This window comes from Streptomyces sp. NPDC048671, assembly GCF_055587045.1.
On sequence record NZ_JBVJHB010000022.1, the window covers coordinates 1 to 18,141 of the forward strand.

The window sequence follows — 18,141 nt, forward strand, 5'->3', positions numbered from 1 at the left end:
GGGGGGGGGGGCCTTTCTCCCCCCCCATTCCCCCCGGGCCATTTAAAACACCGTTTTGGGCCCGCCCCCCCCCCCCCCCCGGGGGGGGGGGGCCCCCGGGCGGCCCCCCCCCCCGCCCCCCTCCCCCTCGTCGGCGTCTGCCAGGGAAATCCATCGCCATGTTCCGTTTCCTCATCCGCCGGGCAATCGGCGCACTGGTCATCCTGCTGATCATCAGTGCCATCACCTTCGTCCTGTTCTACGTCGCGCCCCGCGACCCAGCTCGTGTGGCCTGCGGCAAGGTGTGCACACCGGAGACACTGGCGCTGGTCAAACGCAACCTCGGCATCTCCGACCCGATGCCCGTGCAGTACTGGCACTGGATCCAGGCCGTGTTCGTCGGCCGGGACTACGCCTCCTTCGGGCACTGTCCCGCACCGTGTCTGGGCTACTCCTTCCACAACCGTGAGCCGGTCCTCGGCACGATCCTGGACCGCTTCCCGACGACGCTGTCGCTCTCCATCGGCAGTGCGGTCGTCTTCGTCGTCTTCGGTGTGGGCACCGGCATGCTGGCCGCGGTCAAGCAGGGGAAGATGCTGGACAAGGTGGCCTCCTCGGCCTCCTTGATCGGCTCCTCCATGCAGATCTACATCGTCGGCGTGGTCGCCATGTACTACCTCGCCGACCAGTGGCACATCATGAGCCGTCCCAAGGACGTCCCCTTCACCGAGGACCCGGCCGGCTGGTTCAACGGGCTGCTGCTGCCCTGGCTGGTGCTGGCGCTCATCTTCACCGCCAACTACACCCGCATGGCCCGCTCCCAGCTCGTCGAGACGCTGAACGAGGACTACGTCCGCACCGCACGCGCCAAGGGGCTCTCGCGGCGCACGGTGTTCTTCAGATTCGCCTGGCGCGGGGCCATGGGCCCGATCGTCACCATCTTCGGCCTCGACCTCGGCGTCCTCTTCGGCGGCGCGATCATCACCGAGCAGATCTTCGGACTGCACGGCATCGGGGCCCTCTCCATCAAGGCCGTGAAAGACAACGACCTGCCCCTGCTGCTCGGCGTCGTGCTGGTGGCGGCCGGAGCCATCGTCGTCCTCAACATCATCGTCGATGCCGTGTACGCCCTCATCGATCCACGCGTCCGCCTCGCCTAGGGAGAGATCCAGTGAGCACCCCCTTCCTCTCCGTACGCGATCTGCGCGTGCACTTCTCCACCGAAGACGGCATGGTCAAGGCCGTCGACGGGCTGTCCTTCGACGTCGAGCGGGGCAAGACGCTCGGCATCGTCGGCGAGTCCGGCTCCGGCAAGTCCGTCACCAACCTGACCATCCTCGGGTTGCACCACCCCGACCACACCACGATCGACGGCGAGATCCTGCTCGACGGGCAGGACCTCCTCACCGCCTCGGAGCGGGAGCTGGAGCGGCTGCGCGGCAACAAGATGTCCATGATCTTCCAGGACGCGCTGGCCTCGCTCTCGCCGTACCACACCATCGGCAAGCAGATCGGTGAGACGTACCGCAAGCACACCGGGGCCTCCAAGCGCGAGGCACGGGCGCGGGCCGTGGAGATGCTCACCAAGGTGGGCATCCCGCAGCCCGATCTGCGGGTCGACGACTACCCGCACCAGTTCTCCGGCGGTATGCGCCAGCGCGCGATGATCGCCATGGCGCTGGTCTGCAACCCCGCGCTGCTGGTGGCGGACGAGCCGACGACGGCGCTGGACGTCACGGTGCAGGCCCAGATCATGGACCTGCTCAAGGACCTCCAGCAGGAGACCGGCACCTCGATCATCTTCATCACCCACGACCTCGGCGTGATCGCCGACATCGCGGACGACGTGCTGGTGATGTACGGCGGCCGGTGTGTGGAGCGCGGCACCAAGAAGGAGGTGCTGCGCTCGCCGCAGCACCCCTACACCTGGGGCCTGCTGGGGTCCATGCCGACCCTGGAGGGGCCGGTGGACGTACCGCTGTCGCCGATCCCCGGTACCCCGCCGAGCCTCCTCAACCCGCCGACGGGCTGCTGCTTCCACCCCCGGTGCACCTTCACCGAGCAGGTCGGCGGCACCCGGTGTGCGACCGAGCTGCCGCTGCTGAGCCTGTCGGGCGGGCGCGGGTCCGCTTGCCACCTGACTGCGGAGCAGCGCATCGAGTTCTTCGCCGACTTCGCCGGTACCCGGCCCAACTGACGTACAAGAGACGGGACTTCCCTACTATGAGCAGCACCAATCCCCTCCTTGACGTTTCCGGGCTGACCAAGCACTTCCCGATCAAGGGCGGCTTCCCGATCCGGCGGACGATCGGCGCGGTCCAGGCCGTGGACGGCCTGGACTTCACCGTCTCCGAGGGCGAGAGCCTGGGCCTGGTCGGTGAGTCCGGCTGCGGCAAGTCGACGACGGGGCGGCTGATCACCCGGCTGCTGGAGCCGACCGGCGGCCGGATCTCCTACCGCGGGCAAGACATCAGCCATGCCTCGCGCAAACAGCTGGCGCCGATCCGCTCCGAGATCCAGATGATCTTCCAGGACCCGTACGCGTCGCTGAACCCGCGCCAGACGGTCGGCAAGATCATCTCAGCCCCGATGGAAATCAACGGAATCAAGCCGCCCGGCGGGTTCGAGACACGGGTGCGCGAGCTCCTGGAGACCGTCGGGCTCAACCCGGAGCACTTCAACCGCTTCCCGCACGAGTTCTCCGGCGGTCAGCGCCAGCGCATCGGGGTGGCCCGCGCGCTGGCCCTGGAGCCGAAGCTCATCGTGGCCGACGAGCCCGTCTCGGCGCTGGACGTGTCGATCCAGGCCCAGGTGGTGAACCTGCTGCAGAAGCTGCAGCGGGAACTGGGCATCGCGTTCCTCTTCATCGCCCACGACCTGGCGATCGTGCGCCACTTCTCGCAGCGCGTCGCCGTCATGTACCTGGGGCGGATCGTGGAGATCGCCGACCGCGACGACCTCTACGGCAACGCGCGCCACCCGTACACCAAGGCGCTGCTCTCCGCCGTCCCCGAGGTCACCGCCGACGACGTCCCGGCCCGCGAGCGCATCCGGCTGACCGGCGATGTGCCGTCCCCCGTCGACCCTCCCTCGGGCTGCCGCTTCCGCACCCGCTGCTGGAAGGCGACGGACAGGTGCGCGAGCGAGGCGCCGCCGCTGGTTCGGGTCGAGGGCAGCCGGGACGGGCACCTGACCGCCTGCCACTACCCCGAGGACCCCCAGGCCGTGCCGGCCGTCCCGAAGGCCCGTGACGCCTCATCCGGACCGAAGCCCGACAGGGCCACCGAAGGCCCCAGGGCCGGGTCCTGACACCTCGGCCCCGAGAATCCGAGCACGTCGGCCCATTGACCCGAGCCACCTGCGAGCCCGGTTCGAGGGATAGGAAGAAGCGCCCGGAACCCATTGGTTCCGGGCGCTTCCGCGTGCCCAGTTCAGGCGGCCCCGTATGCGGCCACCGATACGGCTGGGACCACGGTTGTTCGTCACCTCTTTTGGCTCGCACGTTGACTGGCCCCCCTCGCCATCACTGCCACTCTTCTCTGATGGACCACAGTGTCCGGACGATTAATGCGAAATTCCTCGATAGTCACGCACCATGCGCGAAGAAAGATCCACTACATATAGCCAGCATGTCCGCAGTATACCCAATATCATGACACCCCGCCCCACCGGAATATCACCTCCCATTTCCCCGGAACCCACGAAAATCTCATGCCTGACCAGCACGAATGCAGAATCAACAAAAACCGACACATAGATCACTGGACACCTGCAGCCGCGACCGACATACTTTCGACGCCGTTCCATCATTTCCCAGAGGGAATCTCAGCAGTCGCCCAGTTGGAACTCATGTTCCTTGAGATGACGTGGTCGAGGGATTCCCGGCAGTACACCGCGGGGGGCGCACATCACTTCTCCGAAAGCAATTTGTACTGGCGGCCGAAGACAACCCTCCTGGGATCCTTCGCCGTGGACCCGCTTCCTCTGATATCCCGGAAGTACGACCTCGAACAGGCTCCCGGCGCGAGGACACACCTGCTCGTCGCCCCCGCTCCGGAGGGGAGGAGCCGACCGAGAGTGCTCAAGCTCGCTCCCCCCGCTCTCAAGGTCCTGAAGCACCTCGGGGAACCGGACACGGGCGGGGAGATGTGCCGGGAGCTCACGTCCTCGGGCTCCCTGCCGAGGGCAACCCTCTCGGAGCTGATGGACAACCTCGTCGGTCTCGACGTGGTGGCCTGGCATCCGGGCCCGGAGACCGCTCAGTGAGCGGCCGTTCTGCTTCCTGGACTGAGAGCTGATGTTCGAAGACGTGTCAGAAACCATCGATTTCCCTCTGGGGGCGTCACCGGAAGGATGCGACGCGTGTCGCGCCTGCGCTCTCTGGACACTCGTGGATGTCGCTCCGCAGAGAAGGGAAACGGAATGACCTCGCCCCCCCCCGTAACAGCTGTCCCGCACCACGGTGTCGGTATCGGATACCGCCGCGAGTTCGCGCTCTCGCTGGAGGAACACCGCTCGGACATCGACGTGCTGGAAGTCATGGTCGATCAATGGCGGCATGCGGACACCCTGGATGCGCTCGACGCTCTTGCGGACCGGCATCACTTGGTGACGCACGGCGTATCGATGTCGGTCGCCGGCGCGGGGGCCATCGACTCGGACTATCTGAGGTTCATACGCAACGCGGTGTCACGGTGTGGAGCCTCGTACCACAGCGAACACCTGGCCATGACGCATGTGCCGGGAATGGATTCGGGCCATCTCTGCCCACCATTTCTCAGCCAGTCCAGCCTTTCCTCCTGCATCAGGAACGTGCACCAGGTCCAAGAAGAGATCGGCGTCCCCCTGGCCCTTGAGAACGTGACGTACTCCGTCAGCCCGTCTCCTGATCATCTGTCCGGGGCCGCTTTCATGTCAGAATTGGTCGCCGCAACAGGCTGCTTCATTCTCCTTGACGTGACAAACCTGTTCGTCAACGCACGCAACTACGGATTCTCACCGACCGAATACGTGAAGCTGATCCCCATGGACAGGGTGGTGCACATCCATCTGGCAGGCTCCTGGATGAATCCCGAGGGGAAGCTCCTGGACACCCATTCGGAACTGATTGCGCAAGAGATATGGGACCTGTCCGCCCACGTAGCCGGTCTGTGCGATCCACGGAATGTGATCATCGAACACGATGTGAACTTCCCGGACATATCCGAGATCCTCGCAGAGGTTGCAACGGCACGCGAAATATTCTTCCCGTCACGCCCTGTCGCCGGCTGAGACCCAACCCTCGACGTTGTCAGGAATTCCCGTGGAAGAATTTAAGAGAATATCCCGTCGTTTTCCACTCGTGGATCGCTTCCGCCCTGTATGCCCACCCCTTCCGGAGCGGGTCCGCAGAATAGTCGCCGCGACCGGGAACGCCGCGCGGACATCAAATCAACGCATAGCATCGATCGTCTGCAATCAGATCGCTCTCATATTTTCTGACGTCGGCCTGCCCAACCTCTCTGATTCAGTATGCCGGCGACAGGCCATGGCCTATCTGAATGCCTGTCCGCTGCCCGCCACATCAGCCATAAGTGCGCTCACTCCGGTCGTCAATCTGGCCCGCCTCCGCGTCCGCGGGGGTGCTCCGGATGAAGGGCTTCTCCAGATCACCTCCCTCTACGAGGCGGTCGAAAATGGCAGGCCCGCCCTCATCGCAGGCATTACGGTTCCGGATTCGCTGGTGGCTTCACCCCTCGACCGTGAGGAAGTACTGGCCTGGCTGAGGAAGACCATCCTGGCCGACGGCTCCCGGATCTTCACGAACAGCGGGCGCTGGAGCGAAGCCCGCGCTCTCGTCGAGTCCCACCGCGGCATGAACGACCGGATGCTCGACGGCCGTCAGATTGCCGTCCTGGCGAGCCTCGCCTCGGGCGCTGACTCCGCCGCCCGCGCCCTGGTCGAATCAACGCACCCCGGTGAACCCTGGGAACAGGACGTGACGTCCTGCCTGTCGGCTCTGTGCTCGGGAACCGGCCACCTCCCCGCCGACCATCCGGTCGTGCTCATGGCCGAGAACATGCAGCACACCGAGGTAACCCCGGGAAAGGCCGTCTTTCACGCCCGTATCGGGCTAACCGTTCTGGACATCTGCGGAACGGCATATCCCGTCGCACGCCTCGTCCTCGATGATCTCGACCGCTGGGCTGCCACCGCTGTCGACGGGAACGTCGCGCGGGAGTGCCAGGCCCACCACCGCTTCAGGGAACTCGCGAGCACACGTCAACTGCAGCGGTGTGCCGACACCGTGCGGGCCTGCGGGCTTGGGGTCGGGAGCATGCCCTCCGCGCTGCAGGCCGATCTGTCCGACTGCCTGAACACGGCCATCGAGGTCATCCGATCGAACACGCTGCTTCCGCATGCGTGACAACAGGCCGGTCACGGGCGGGCGTTCGTCATCAGGGCGGTGCCGGGCCGGCCCGGCCCGGCCCGGCCCATGCAAAACGCTCGGCCGGGAAACCCCGACCGAGCGCATGCATCAACGGTTCACAGTCTGACCGGCGCGACCACGCTACGAAGCCGCGCCGACCACGTCCTTCTCCTCCGCGAAGTGGCAGGCCGACTCGTGCGCGGCCGGCGTCGTCGAGGTCTTGAAGCGCTCGGGGATGGCCAGCAGCGGCATCTCCTCGGCGCACTTGGCCTCGGCCTTCCAGCAGCGGGTGCGGAAGCGGCAGCCCGACGGCGGGTTGGCCGGCGACGGGACGTCCCCGGAGAGGATGATCCGCTCGCGGCCCTCACGGGCCTCCGGGTCCGGGACGGGGACCGCCGACAGCAGCGCCTGGGTGTAGGGGTGCGTCGGGTGGTCGTAGATCTGCGTGTCCGTACCGATCTCGGCCATCTTGCCGAGGTACATGACGCCGACCCGGTCGGAGATGTGCCGGACGATCGACAGGTCGTGCGCGATGAAGAGGTAGGAGAGGTTGAACTCGTCCTGGAGCTTCGCCATCAGGTTGATGACCTGAGCCTGCACCGACACGTCGAGCGCGGAGACCGGCTCGTCGCAGATGATGATCTCGGGGTTGAGCGCGAGGCCGCGGGCGATGCCGATGCGCTGGCGCTGTCCGCCGGAGAACTGGTGCGGGTACCGGTTGATGTACTCCGGGTTGAGGCCGACGACGTCCAGGAGCTCCTGGACCTTGCGCCGGCGGTCCCCCTTCGGGGCCACCTCGGGGTGGATCTCGTACGGCTCCCCGATGATGTCACCCACCGTCATCCGCGGGTTGAGGGAGGTGTACGGGTCCTGGAACACCATCTGGATGTTCCGGCGCACGGCCTTCAGGGCGCGGCCGGACAGCTTGGTGATGTCCTGGCCCTTGAAGAAGACCTCGCCCGCGGTGGCCTGCTCCAGCGTCATCAGGAGCTTGGCGACGGTGGACTTGCCACAGCCGGACTCGCCCACGATGCCGAGGGTCTCGCCCGCGTAGAGATCGAACGAGATGCCGTCGACGGCCTTGACCGCCCCGACCTGCTTCTTGAACAGGATGCCCTGGGTCAGCGGGAAGTGCTTGACCAGGTTGCGGACCTGGAGGATCGGCTCCCCCTGCGACACGGGTGCGTCGATGGCGGCTACGGCCTCCGCCTCGGTGCCCGCGTCGACCGTCTCCACCTCGGAGACGTTCGGGGTGGCGTCCACGGGCTCCTTTTCGAGGTCAGCCATGGATCGTCTCCTTCCAGAAGTGGCAGGCGCTGCCGCGTCCGACCAGCTCGGCGCCGTCCTGCTCGGTCACCGCGGTCAGCGCCGGGATGTCCGTACGGCAGATGTCCTGCGCCCTCGTGCAGCGCGGGTTGAAGGCGCAGCCCGACGGCACGTGGAGCAGGTTGGGCGGCAGGCCCTTGATCGCGAAGAGCTCCTGGCCCTTCTGGTCCAGGCGCGGGATCGATTCCAGCAGCCCCTTGGTGTAGGGGTGCGCCGGACGCTTGTAGATCTCGTGGACCGGGGCGGTCTCGACGATCCGGCCCGCGTACATCACGGCGATCTTGTCCGCGACGTCGGCGACGACGCCGAGGTCGTGGGTGATCAGGATCAGACCCATGTTGTACTCGCGCTGGAGCTCCGCGAGCAGGTCCATCACCTGGGCCTGCACCGTCACGTCGAGCGCCGTGGTCGGCTCGTCCGCGATGATCAGGTCCGGCTCCAGGGCCAGCGCCATCGCGATCATGATGCGCTGGCGCATACCGCCGGAGAACTGGTGCGGGTAGTCCGAGACCCGGGCCGCGGCGGCCGGGATCTTGACCTGGTCCATCAGCCCGATGGCCTTGGCCCTGGCTTCCTTCTTGGACAGGCCCTGGTGAACCTGGAACATCTCGCCGAGCTGGTAGCCGACGGTGAGGACCGGGTTCAGCGAGGAGAGCGCGTCCTGGAAGATCATCGCGATCTTCTGGCCGCGGATCTTCCGGCGCTCCTCGTTGGACATCTTCAGCATGTCCTGGCCGCGGAAGAGGATCTCACCGTGCGGGATCCTGCCCGGCGGCATGTCGAGGATGCCCATGACGGCCTGGGCCGTCACGGACTTGCCGGAGCCGGACTCGCCGAGGACGGCGAGGGTCTCCCCGGCGTTCACGGTGTAGTTGACTCCGTTGACCGCCTTGGCCACACCGTCGCGGGTGTGGAACTCCACGTGCAGGTCACGGACTTCCAGCAGCGGGCCGACGTGGTCGGCGCCGCTGCGCGGGGACGGGACTTCGGCTGTCTTGTCGATGGTGGTCACGTTCGCCCTCCTTATCGCGACTTGGGATCGAGGGCGTTACGGACGGCTTCGCCGAGCATGATGAACGCCAGAACGGTGATGCTGAGCATGATCGACGGGTACAGCAGGATGTGCGGCGCGACGCGGATCTGGGCGGCGCCACCGGAGATGTCCATGCCCCACGAGATCGTCGGGTCGGCGAGACCCAGACCGAGGTAGGACAGGGTCGCCTCGGCGGAGATGTAGACACCGAGGGAGATGGTGGCGACCACGATCACCGGGGCCATGGCGTTGGGCAGGATGTGCCGGAAGAGGATCCGGTTGGTACCCGCGCCCAGCGCTCTGGCGGCCTGCACGTAGTCCGACTGTTTGATCACGATCACCGCACCGCGCATGACACGCGCGATCTGGGTCCAGCCGAGGAACGCCAGGGCGAAGATGACCACCCAGACCGTCCGGTCGGAGAACGCCTGGAGCACGACCATGGCACCCAGCAGGAAGGGGATGCCGAGGAAGACGTTGGTGAAGAACCCGGAGAGCAGGGCGTCGACCCAGCCGCCGAAGTAGCCGGCGAGCATGCCGATCAGTCCGCCGAACAGCGTCACCAGGAGCGTCACACAGACACCGACGGTCACCGAGGCACGGGTGCCGTAGATGACACGCGCGAAGACACTGTGGCCCTGGCCGTCGTAGCCGAGCCAGCCCTCGGAGCCGATCTTGCCCAGCTCCGGCTTGCCCAGGTAGTGCTTCGCCAGGTCGACGTGGGTCGGCGAGGCGCTGGTGAACAGGCCCGGGAAGGCCACCATCACGAGCAGGATGACGATCAGCACCGACGAGATGATGAAGTACCAGTTGCTGCGCAGGTCCCGCCAGGCGTCGCCCCAGAGGCTGCGGGCCTTCTCGGCCTTGACGACCGCCGACGGGTCCGCGATGGGCGCCTTGGCGTCCTCGGGTGCGGGTGCGGTCTTGGTCACGTCAGGCATAACGGATCCTCGGGTCCAGGACCGCGTACAGCAGGTCGACGATGAGGCTCATGAGGAGGTAGACGAGCACCAGGATGGTGACGAGGCCGACGAGCGTCGTGCCTTCGCGCTTCACGATCGACTCGTAGATCGTGCCGCCGATGCCCTTCACGTTGAACAGGCCCTCGGTGACGACCGCGCCGCCCATCAGGGCACCGAGGTCGGTGCCGAGGAAGGTGATGACGGGGATCAGCGAGTTGCGCATCAGGTGCACACCCACGATGCGCCGCTTGGGAAGGCCCTTGGCGATGGCCGTGCGCATGTAGTCCGAGCGAAGGTTCTCAGCCATCGTCGTACGCGTGAGCCGCGCGACGTAGGCGAGTGACAAGGAGCCCAGCACGATGGCGGGCGCCAGTAGTTCGCTCCATCTCGCCTCGTTGGACACGTTCGGTGAGATCCAGTCGAGCTGGAAGGCGAACACGGCCTTGATGATGAAGCCGAGGACGAACACCGGGATCGAGATGATCAGCAGGGTGAAGACCAGGACGACATTGTCGGTGAGCCGGCCGGCGCGCAGGCCGGCGAGGGTACCGAGACTGATACCGATGACGATCTCGATGACGAACGCCATACCGGCCAGCCGGAGGGTGACGGGGAACGCATCGCCGAGGACGTCCGTGACGGGACGTCCGCTGGCTATCTGCTCACCGAAGTCACCGTGCAGGACGATGCCTGTCATGTAATTCCAGTACTGCTGAAGGATCGGTAGATCGAGCCCCTTCTCATGGCGAAGTCTCGCCAGAGTGGCCGGATCTGCCCCCTTGTCCCCGAAGAGCGCGCGCACGGGGTCGCCGGGCAGCGTGTAGACCATCAGGAAGATCAGCAGGGTTGTCCCGAGGAAGACCGGGATCATCTGGAGCAGTCGTCGTGCGACATAGCGCCCCATCATGCCTCCATGTAATAGGCAAGCAGCAGCCGACGGGCCCTCCCCCGCACCGGACTTCCCCCTGAGGGTGCGTCGGATGTGTGGAAGGGCCCCCCGGCCACGGCGTGCGGACAGGCGCGGACCGTCTTTCAGTACCGGTCCCGCGGCTGCGCGCGGACTACGTCGGGATGTTTACTTCTTGACTTCGATCTTGGTCAGGATCGGGTCGCCGTCCTGCGCGTAATCGACGTTCTGGACCTTCTCCGAGTAGCCGGCGTTGACCTTGTAGTACCAGAGCGGGATGGAGGGCATGAAGTTCACCAGCTCCTTCTCGATCTTCTGGTAGGCCGCGACGGAGTCGTCGAGGGAAGCGGCGGAGTCGGCCGTCTTGATCTCCGCGTCGAGGCCCTTGTCCGAGAAGCCACCCTGGTTACCGGCCGCGCCGGTACGGAACAGGTCCGAGATGAAGTTCGCGTTCACCGGGTAGTCGAGCACCCAGCCGGAGCGGTACAGGGACTTGACCTGCTTGGCGTCACGCGCGTTCGTGTCGGCCTGGAAGTCGGCCTTCGAGTCGGTGGTGCAGTTGACACCGGTCGACTGCTTGATGCTGTTGCAGACCGCCTCGACCCATTCCTTGTGGCCGCCGTCGGCGTTGAACTGGATCGAGATCTTGTTGCCCGGGACGCCGCCGCCGTCCTTGATGAGCTTCTTGGCCTTCGCCGGGTCGTACTTGGTGACGTCGCCCGCGGCGTCCTTCTGGAAGCCGAGAACACCCTTGGCGACCCAGCCCGTGGCCGGCTCGCGCGTGCCCTGGAGCACGGTCTTGGTGATGGTGTCGCGGTCGATGCCCATCGACAGGCCCTGAAGGACCTTCGGGTCGATGTTCTTGAACTGGTCGGTGTAGAACGCGACGGCGATCGTCTGGATGGCGGAGTACGCCTTGTCCACCGCGCGGTCACCGAGGTCCGCCCGGTAGACCGGGAGGTCCTTCGGGCCGATCTGACGCAGAACGTCGACGTTGCCCGACTTCAGGTCCTCGTAGGCGGTTTCGAGGGTGGTGTAGTTCTTGAAGATCACACCACCGTTCTTCGCCTTGTCGGCACCCTTGTAGTCGTCGTTGCGGACGACCTTGATCTGCTTCTTGTGGTCCCAGCTGACGAACTTGTACGCGCCGTTGCCGACCGGCTTCTCGCCGGCGGCCTTCGGGTCCGCGTAGAAGGACTCGGGAAGCGGGGAGAAGACGGTGTAGCCGAGCTTGTAGGAGAAGTACGGCAGCGCCGAGTTCAGCTCGATGGTGAACGTGTAGTCGTCCACCTTCTTCAGACCGGACATGGCGTCCGACTTCGGCTTGGCCTTGGCGTCCTCGGGGTGAACGTCGCCGTAGCCCTTGATGTCGCCGAACCAGGACGCGTTGGTCTGGTTGTTCTTGATGTTCGCGGCCCAGTTCCAGGCCTTGATGTAGGACTCGGCCGTGACCGGGGTCCCGTCGTGGAACTTCCAGTCCTTCTTGAGCTTGACCGTCCAGAGCTTGCTGTCCTTGGTGTCGACAGACTCGGCGTTGATCATCTCAAGCTTGCCGGACGGGTCGTAGTCGACCAGCTGCGAGAAGATCGAGTCGGTGACGATGCTGCCGTTCGACTCCATCGTGTTGGCCGGCTGCAGCGGGTTCTGCGGCTCACCGACCTCGACGGAGAAGATGCCGTCGGCGTTGACGGCGCCCTTGTCGCCGCCCTTGCCCTTGTCGGCGTCGTCGTTACCGCCGCCACAAGCGGTCGCAGCCAGGGCGATGATGGCCGCTCCCGCGACCCACTTGGCGCTCTTGGCACCACGCATGGGTTCCTCCTCATGAGTCCACTTTTGACTAAAAGAAGGGCACTGGATTGATACACCGACACCCCTGACGGTGATCGTTTCAGTGCCCTGAGTGTGCTCGTGAGTCGGCACTCCCCACAGTGCGTGACCCATTGACCCGAGCTCAATGGAGCCAACTATTAAGTACGACTGGGCTGTAAACCACACTTAAAGGGTCTCGGTTTGACAACATCCCCTAACCCCGTAGATCAAAATACGGACAAAATGACCCCAGACAGACACACCCGAAACGGACTGTTAACACATGTTCCGGAGAGCGACGCCCGATATCCGGACGCTTGGTCCCCAAAATCGGGTTGACCTGCCGGACCCCGTAGGCCTCCCCGGCACCCGGCGAATCACGGAGCGGCGGCGCGGCCGGCCGGTCGCCGGAAGCGGACTCCGGTCTGCCGGTTACGGGCCGCTCAACCCTAAGCCAATACGCGGGCGCGCATGGCTTGTTCAGGCCCTCCGGACCGGGGCGCCGGTCCGGGCCGGAAACCTCCGCCCGGACGAGGGCGCAGCGGGCACGACAGGCGCTTCGGACACGGCGGACACAGCGGACGCGACGAAGGGGCCCGGCACCGCGTGATGAGCGGTGCCGGGCCCCTTCACCTGCAAGAGGATCAGCGCTTGGCGCGCGACGCGGAGCGGCCGCGCTCCTTCTGGTCCAGGACGACCTTGCGGATACGCACGGTGTCCGGGGTCACCTCGATGCACTCGTCGTCGCGGCAGAACTCCAGCGACTGCTCCAGCGACAGCTTGCGGGCGGGCACCACGTTCTCCGTGGTGTCCGCGGAAGCCGCACGCATGTTGGTGAGCTTCTTCTCCTTGGTGATGTTCACGTCCATGTCGTCGGCGCGCGAGTTCTCACCGATGATCATGCCCTCGTAGACCTCCGTGGTGGCCTCCGTGAAGATGACACCGCGCTCCTGGAGGTTGACCATCGCGAACGGCGTCACGACGCCGGCGCGGTCCGCCACCAGCGAGCCGTTGTGACGGGTGCGCAGCTCGCCGAACCACGGCTCGTGGCCCTCGAAGAGGGAGTGCGCGATGCCCGTGCCACGGGTCTGGGTCAGGAACTCCGTACGGAAGCCGATGAGGCCGCGGGACGGGACGATCCACTCCATGCGGACCCAGCCCGAACCGTGGTTCGTCATCGTCTCCATGCGGCCCTTGCGGCTCGCCATGAGCTGCGTGATCGCACCGAGGTGCTCCTCGGGCGAGTCGATGGTCATGCGCTCGATGGGCTCGTACGTCTTGCCCTCGACCTGCTTGGTGACCACCTGCGGCTTGCCGACCGTGAGCTCGAAGCCCTCGCGGCGCATGGTCTCGATGAGGATGGCCAGGGCGAGCTCACCGCGGCCCTGGACCTCCCAGGCGTCGGGGCGCTCGGTGTCCAGGACGCGGAGCGAGACGTTACCGACCAGCTCGCGGTCCAGACGGTCCTTGATCTGACGGGCGGTGACCTTGTGGCCTTTGCCGCCCTTGCCGACCAGCGGCGAGGTGTTCGCACCGATGGTCATCGAGATGGCGGGCTCGTCGACCGTGATCAGCGGCAGCGCGATCGGGTTCTCGGGGTCGGCCAGGGTCTCGCCGATCATGATGTCCGGGATACCGGCGATCGCGCAGATGTCGCCCGGACCGGCCTTCTCGGCGGGCTTGCGGGTGAGCGCCTCCGTCATCATCAGTTCGGTGATGCGGACGTTGGACATCGAGCCGTCACGCTTGATCCACGCGACGGTCTGGCCCTTGCGCAGCTCACCCTGCTCGACACGGCAGAGCGCGATACGGCCGAGGAAGTTGTCGGCGTCCAGGTTGGTGACGTGGGCCTGGAGGGGGGCCTCCTCGTCGTACTCCGGGGCCGGGACGGCGGAGAGGATCGTGCTGAAGAACGGCTCCAGGCTGTCGCTGTCCGGCGGGACCTGGCCGTCCTCCGGCTTGGTCAGCGAGGCGACGCCGTCACGGGCGCAGGCGTAGACGATCGGGAACTCGATCTGGTCCTCGTCGGCGTCCAGGTCCAGGAAGAGGTCGTACGTCTCGTCGATGACCTCGGCGATCCGGGAGTCCGGGCGGTCCGTCTTGTTGATGCAGAGGATGACCGGCAGCTTGGCCGTCAGCGCCTTGCGGAGCACGAAGCGGGTCTGCGGGAGCGGGCCCTCGGACGCGTCGACCAGGAGGACGACCGCGTCCACCATCGACAGGCCGCGCTCGACCTCACCACCGAAGTCGGCGTGGCCGGGGGTGTCGATGATGTTGATGGTGATGACGTCGCCGCCATCCTTGGGGTGGTACTTGACGGCCGTGTTCTTGGCCAGGATCGTGATGCCCTTTTCACGCTCCAGGTCGTTCGAGTCCATCATGCGTTCGTCGAGGTTCTCGGCGGCGTGCGCGGCGAAGGCGCCTGCCTGCCTGAGCATGGCGTCGACCAGCGTGGTCTTGCCGTGGTCGACGTGGGCGACGATGGCTACGTTACGGATATCGTGGCGCGTGGGCATGGGTGGCTTGCGCTTCTCTCGGATCGGGGATTCAGGCGTCTTAGTCGGTCTTGAGTCCTCGTACGCCCGCCGGGCGGACGCGCCACGGCTAGTCCCATGGTACGGGCCGGGCGCCCCTGCGGCTTCCCGGGCAAGCCTTACCGGCCACAAGGACGGGCGCGCGGCCCCGCTCGCGGCCGCCGAAACCTCCCCGCCGAGCTCCACGCGGCCCCCGGCTCAGTCGGTCCCGGGCCACCCCCGGGCGCCGGTCGAGCGCGGACACGGTGTGCGGGAGAGTCCGCGCGGACGCGGGGCGCGCGCGACCTCGGAGGTGGGGCTCCGAAGCCCGCGGCTCCGAGGGGGAGCCCGGAGCGATGCCGGTGCGCCGCGATCGCCGGGGTTGGGGCCCCGGGACCGGGCGGCGGAGCGGCTACCCGGGTCAGCGGGTGCACACAGCCTTGCCCGCCGGCGGGCCGGCGGGCAAGGGAATTGAGCTGGTTCTGAGCTTTCGGTGCTGCGCTGACCTGCTACTTCCTGGGGTTGGCGGGGGCGCCGGCCGCCTGCGGCTTCTTGAACCCGATGTCCTGGTAGTGGGGCACCCCGAAGCCGAAGGCACCCACGTTCACCAGCTTCTTGTCGGTCGCGACGAGCTGCGGGCGCTGATAGAGGGGAATCGATCCAGCGGCGGCCCAGATCCTGGCGTCCGCCTTCTTCATCAGGTCCCTGGCCGAGCCCTCGTCGAGCTCCCCGGCGGCCTGGTCGAAGAGCTGGTCGATGTGGTCCGTGCCGACGCGGGTGTAGTTCTGCTCGACGAGCAGCGAGCCGTCGGTCGCGGGCACCGGCTTGGCGAAGATCGGGCGGTCGTCGGTGGCCGGATAGGCGGTCGCGGGCCAGGAGTAGAGCGCCAGGTCGTAGTCACCGGACGCGACGTGGTCCCGGAAGTAGCTCTCGTCGGAGACCTTGGTGATCTCGGTACGGATCCCGATCGTGTCGAGCATCGCCGCGATCTTGTCCCCGACGCTGCGCAGCGACTCGGAGCCGGGCCCCGAGGGCAGGACGAACCGCAGGGACAGCGGCGTGCCGTCCTTGCCGAGGGGACCGCGGGCGGAGTCGGGGGCCTGGGCGGGCGCCGCGGTGCCGGCCGGTGCGTAGGCGCCGGCGGCGCCACCGGGCTGCCGGTCCTGGGCGGTGATCCTGGCCGGGGCGTCCTCCGAGGTGCCCGTCTCGCCCAGGTGTCCGGCCTGGCGCAGCAGCGCGGCGCTCTGCACGGCGGCGGCGGGGGCCGGGGCGATGGCGCGGGTGAAGGCGCCCTCGGCCTCGCCGGGCTTGCTGTCGTCGCCGACGATGTAGAGGCCGTCGTCCTTGGAGGGCTCGCGACGGGCGGCGTTGTCGGTCTTGCCGTCGTCCTTCTTCTCCTCGGCCTTCTTCTCCTCGGCCTTCTCCTTGTCCTCGGCCTTCTTCTTCTCCTCGGCCGTCTTCTCTTCGGCCTTCTTGTCCCCCTCCTTCTTCTCCTTCTCCTTGTCCGTCTGCTTCTCGCCCTCGCTGCCCGCCTTGGTGCCGTCCGTCTTCTTGAGGGCCCCCTCCCGCGTCCAGCCCGCGTCGGCCAGCAGCGCCTGGGCCTCCTTGGTGTCCTGGCTGCCGAGTGCGTCGCTGCTGTCCTTGTAACCGGGCTGTCCGGCCAGGGCCAGGTGGCTGCCGAGCGGGTTCGCGGGCAGGCCGAGCGGCTTGAGTACGGTGTCGACGAGCGCCTGGCGGTCCAGGGCGCGGGCCACGGCCCGGCGTACCCGGTCGTCGGCGAGCGGGCCGGTCTCACCGTTCAGGGCGAGCTGGGTGTACGCGGGCTCCAGGGACTTGCGGACCACGTAGCCGCGCAGATCGTTCTGCTCGGTGGCGTACGCCTTGGCGGCACGGGCCCTCTCGTCCCGGTCGGACTGCGCCTCCGCGGCCGCGTCCTCGTCGGAGCCGTGCGCCAGTGCCCAGGACCGCAGGGCCGCGGCCGGGGTCATCTCGGAGCCGGGGCCGTGGGCGGGCGGCGCCCCGCTGTTGCCGGCGTCCCGGGCGGCCTGGACGATGCGGTGGGCCGCCGCCGCGTCGATGTCCGCGACGTCGATCTTTCCCTCGGTCAGCGCCTCGGTGCGGTCCTGCGGCCTGACCGCCTTGAAGACCAGCGAGTCGAGCTTGGCCGGACTGCCCCACCAGCGCGGGTTCCGGGTCAGCGTGACGGAGCCCGTCTCCTTGTCCACACCGCGCAGCCGGAACGGTCCGGCGGTCGCCTTGAGCGTGGACCGCGCTCCGTCGTTGAACGCGTCCGGGGAGCCCGTCACCTGCTTCGGGTACAGCGGGGAGAAGAGGGAGCGCCAGTCCGCGTACGGCTTGGCGAAGGTGACCTTGACCTCCAGGTCGTCGGCGCCGCGCTCGATCTTCTCGATGCGCTCGTACCCGGCGTTGCGGGCTGTCCAGAACGCGGAGTCCTTGCCGCTCAGCGCCCGCCACTGGGCGACGAAGTCCGGTGCCCCGATCTCCCGGCCGTCGCTCCACACCGCCTGCTGGTTGAGCCGGTAGAGCACGACCTGCCTGGGCTCGTTTCCGACCACCTTCGCGGATTCCAGGTAGTCCGGGTTCAGCTGCGGCCGGCCCTTGGCGTCCAGCGGGAAGAGCGTCGGCAGGAGGGCGCCGGCGATGCGGGTGGTGGCGCTGTCGGCGTCCGCCTGGAAGGCGTTGAGGGTGGCGGGCATCGCGTCGATCGCCCAGTTGACCGTGCCGCCGTCCGCGACCTGGGTGCGGGCCGCGGGTGCGACGTCCTGCGGGACGACGGCGGTGGTGGCCTCCTTCTCGCCCGAACTGCAGCCGGCCAGTACGGGGAGCGTGAGTACACCCGTGGTGAAGAGCGCGAGCGAGCGGCGCTTTCGGGCTGCCCCGCGCGGGACGCCGACGTGGGACATGGCTGATACCTCCGGAGACGGCCCGGACCACCCGTAGCCGAATGGACCGGATTATGCGTGTTTGGTGGCATTTGCAGTTGATCACACTGGTTCCGCCCATCCACTGAAAGCGGCCACGCGCGAGGGGTGCCGCAGACACGGCGCAACGACCCCCGAACCTCACCCGTGCGGCGGAGTCCCGGCACCCCCACGAGCCACCGCCCATGGCCGGAATCCGCACCGTCGACAACGGCCGTAACTCGACCCACCGGGCCCGGTCCGGAAGGCCGGCCCCGAGGA

Annotated in this window: 13 protein-coding genes; 6 read left to right on the forward strand and 7 right to left on the reverse strand. The window is 67.0% G+C overall.

Features of this window, described 5'->3' with window-relative positions:
* Positions 1-158 precede the first annotated feature (158 nt).
* From ACZ6S6_RS33700 to ACZ6S6_RS33725, 6 genes are all read left to right on the forward strand, one after another.
* Positions 159-1,139, forward strand: coding sequence for an ABC transporter permease (locus ACZ6S6_RS33700; RefSeq protein ID WP_362955666.1), 981 nt, complete (start codon positions 159-161; stop codon positions 1,137-1,139).
* A gap of 71 nt (positions 1,140-1,210) precedes the next feature.
* The gene (locus tag ACZ6S6_RS33705; protein ID WP_362956075.1) at positions 1,211-2,176 is read left to right on the forward strand and encodes an ABC transporter ATP-binding protein; all 966 of its coding nucleotides are present in this window, start codon (positions 1,211-1,213) and stop codon (positions 2,174-2,176) included.
* 26 nt (positions 2,177-2,202) lie between these two features.
* Positions 2,203-3,288, forward strand: a complete 1,086-nt coding sequence (locus ACZ6S6_RS33710; RefSeq protein WP_362955668.1) for an ABC transporter ATP-binding protein — start codon at positions 2,203-2,205, stop codon at positions 3,286-3,288.
* A 402-nt stretch (positions 3,289-3,690) separates the two neighbouring features.
* The gene (locus ACZ6S6_RS33715; RefSeq protein WP_469708779.1) at positions 3,691-4,245 is read left to right on the forward strand and encodes a hypothetical protein; all 555 of its coding nucleotides are present in this window, start codon (positions 3,691-3,693) and stop codon (positions 4,243-4,245) included.
* Positions 4,246-4,401: 156 nt separating this feature from the next.
* Complete coding sequence (locus tag ACZ6S6_RS33720; protein ID WP_469708781.1) at positions 4,402-5,250, forward strand: MbnB/TglH/ChrH family RiPP precursor modification enzyme; 849 nt, start codon at positions 4,402-4,404, stop codon at positions 5,248-5,250.
* Between the two features lie 256 nt (positions 5,251-5,506).
* Complete coding sequence (locus ACZ6S6_RS33725; protein WP_469708783.1) at positions 5,507-6,385, forward strand: hypothetical protein; 879 nt, start codon at positions 5,507-5,509, stop codon at positions 6,383-6,385.
* 144 nt (positions 6,386-6,529) lie between these two features.
* Here ACZ6S6_RS33725 and ACZ6S6_RS33730 read toward each other — a convergent pair whose 3' ends face one another.
* The 7 genes from ACZ6S6_RS33730 to ACZ6S6_RS33760 form a co-directional block, all read right to left on the reverse strand.
* Positions 6,530-7,675: an ABC transporter ATP-binding protein gene (locus ACZ6S6_RS33730; RefSeq protein WP_362955679.1), complete on the reverse strand. Its 1,146-nt coding sequence runs from the start codon at positions 7,673-7,675 to the stop codon at positions 6,530-6,532.
* Positions 7,668-8,726, reverse strand: a complete 1,059-nt coding sequence (locus ACZ6S6_RS33735; protein ID WP_362955682.1) for an ABC transporter ATP-binding protein — start codon at positions 8,724-8,726, stop codon at positions 7,668-7,670. Before ACZ6S6_RS33735 ends, ACZ6S6_RS33730 begins: the two co-directional genes overlap by 8 nt.
* 11 nt (positions 8,727-8,737) lie before the next feature.
* Positions 8,738-9,688 carry an ABC transporter permease gene (locus tag ACZ6S6_RS33740; RefSeq protein WP_362955685.1) on the reverse strand — a complete coding sequence of 317 codons (951 nt, stop codon included), beginning with the start codon at positions 9,686-9,688 and terminating at the stop codon, positions 8,738-8,740.
* Positions 9,681-10,613: an ABC transporter permease gene (locus tag ACZ6S6_RS33745; protein ID WP_362956078.1), complete on the reverse strand. Its 933-nt coding sequence runs from the start codon at positions 10,611-10,613 to the stop codon at positions 9,681-9,683. Before ACZ6S6_RS33745 ends, ACZ6S6_RS33740 begins: the two co-directional genes overlap by 8 nt.
* A 171-nt stretch (positions 10,614-10,784) precedes the next feature.
* The gene (locus ACZ6S6_RS33750; protein ID WP_469708786.1) at positions 10,785-12,425 is read right to left on the reverse strand and encodes a peptide ABC transporter substrate-binding protein; all 1,641 of its coding nucleotides are present in this window, start codon (positions 12,423-12,425) and stop codon (positions 10,785-10,787) included.
* 644 nt (positions 12,426-13,069) lie between these two features.
* Positions 13,070-14,941: a translational GTPase TypA gene (gene typA / locus ACZ6S6_RS33755; protein WP_362955691.1), complete on the reverse strand. Its 1,872-nt coding sequence runs from the start codon at positions 14,939-14,941 to the stop codon at positions 13,070-13,072.
* A gap of 506 nt (positions 14,942-15,447) precedes the next feature.
* Positions 15,448-17,862 (reverse strand): ABC transporter family substrate-binding protein, encoded by a 2,415-nt coding sequence (locus tag ACZ6S6_RS33760; RefSeq protein ID WP_469708788.1) that lies wholly within the window; start codon positions 17,860-17,862, stop codon positions 15,448-15,450.
* Positions 17,863-18,141 lie beyond the last annotated feature (279 nt).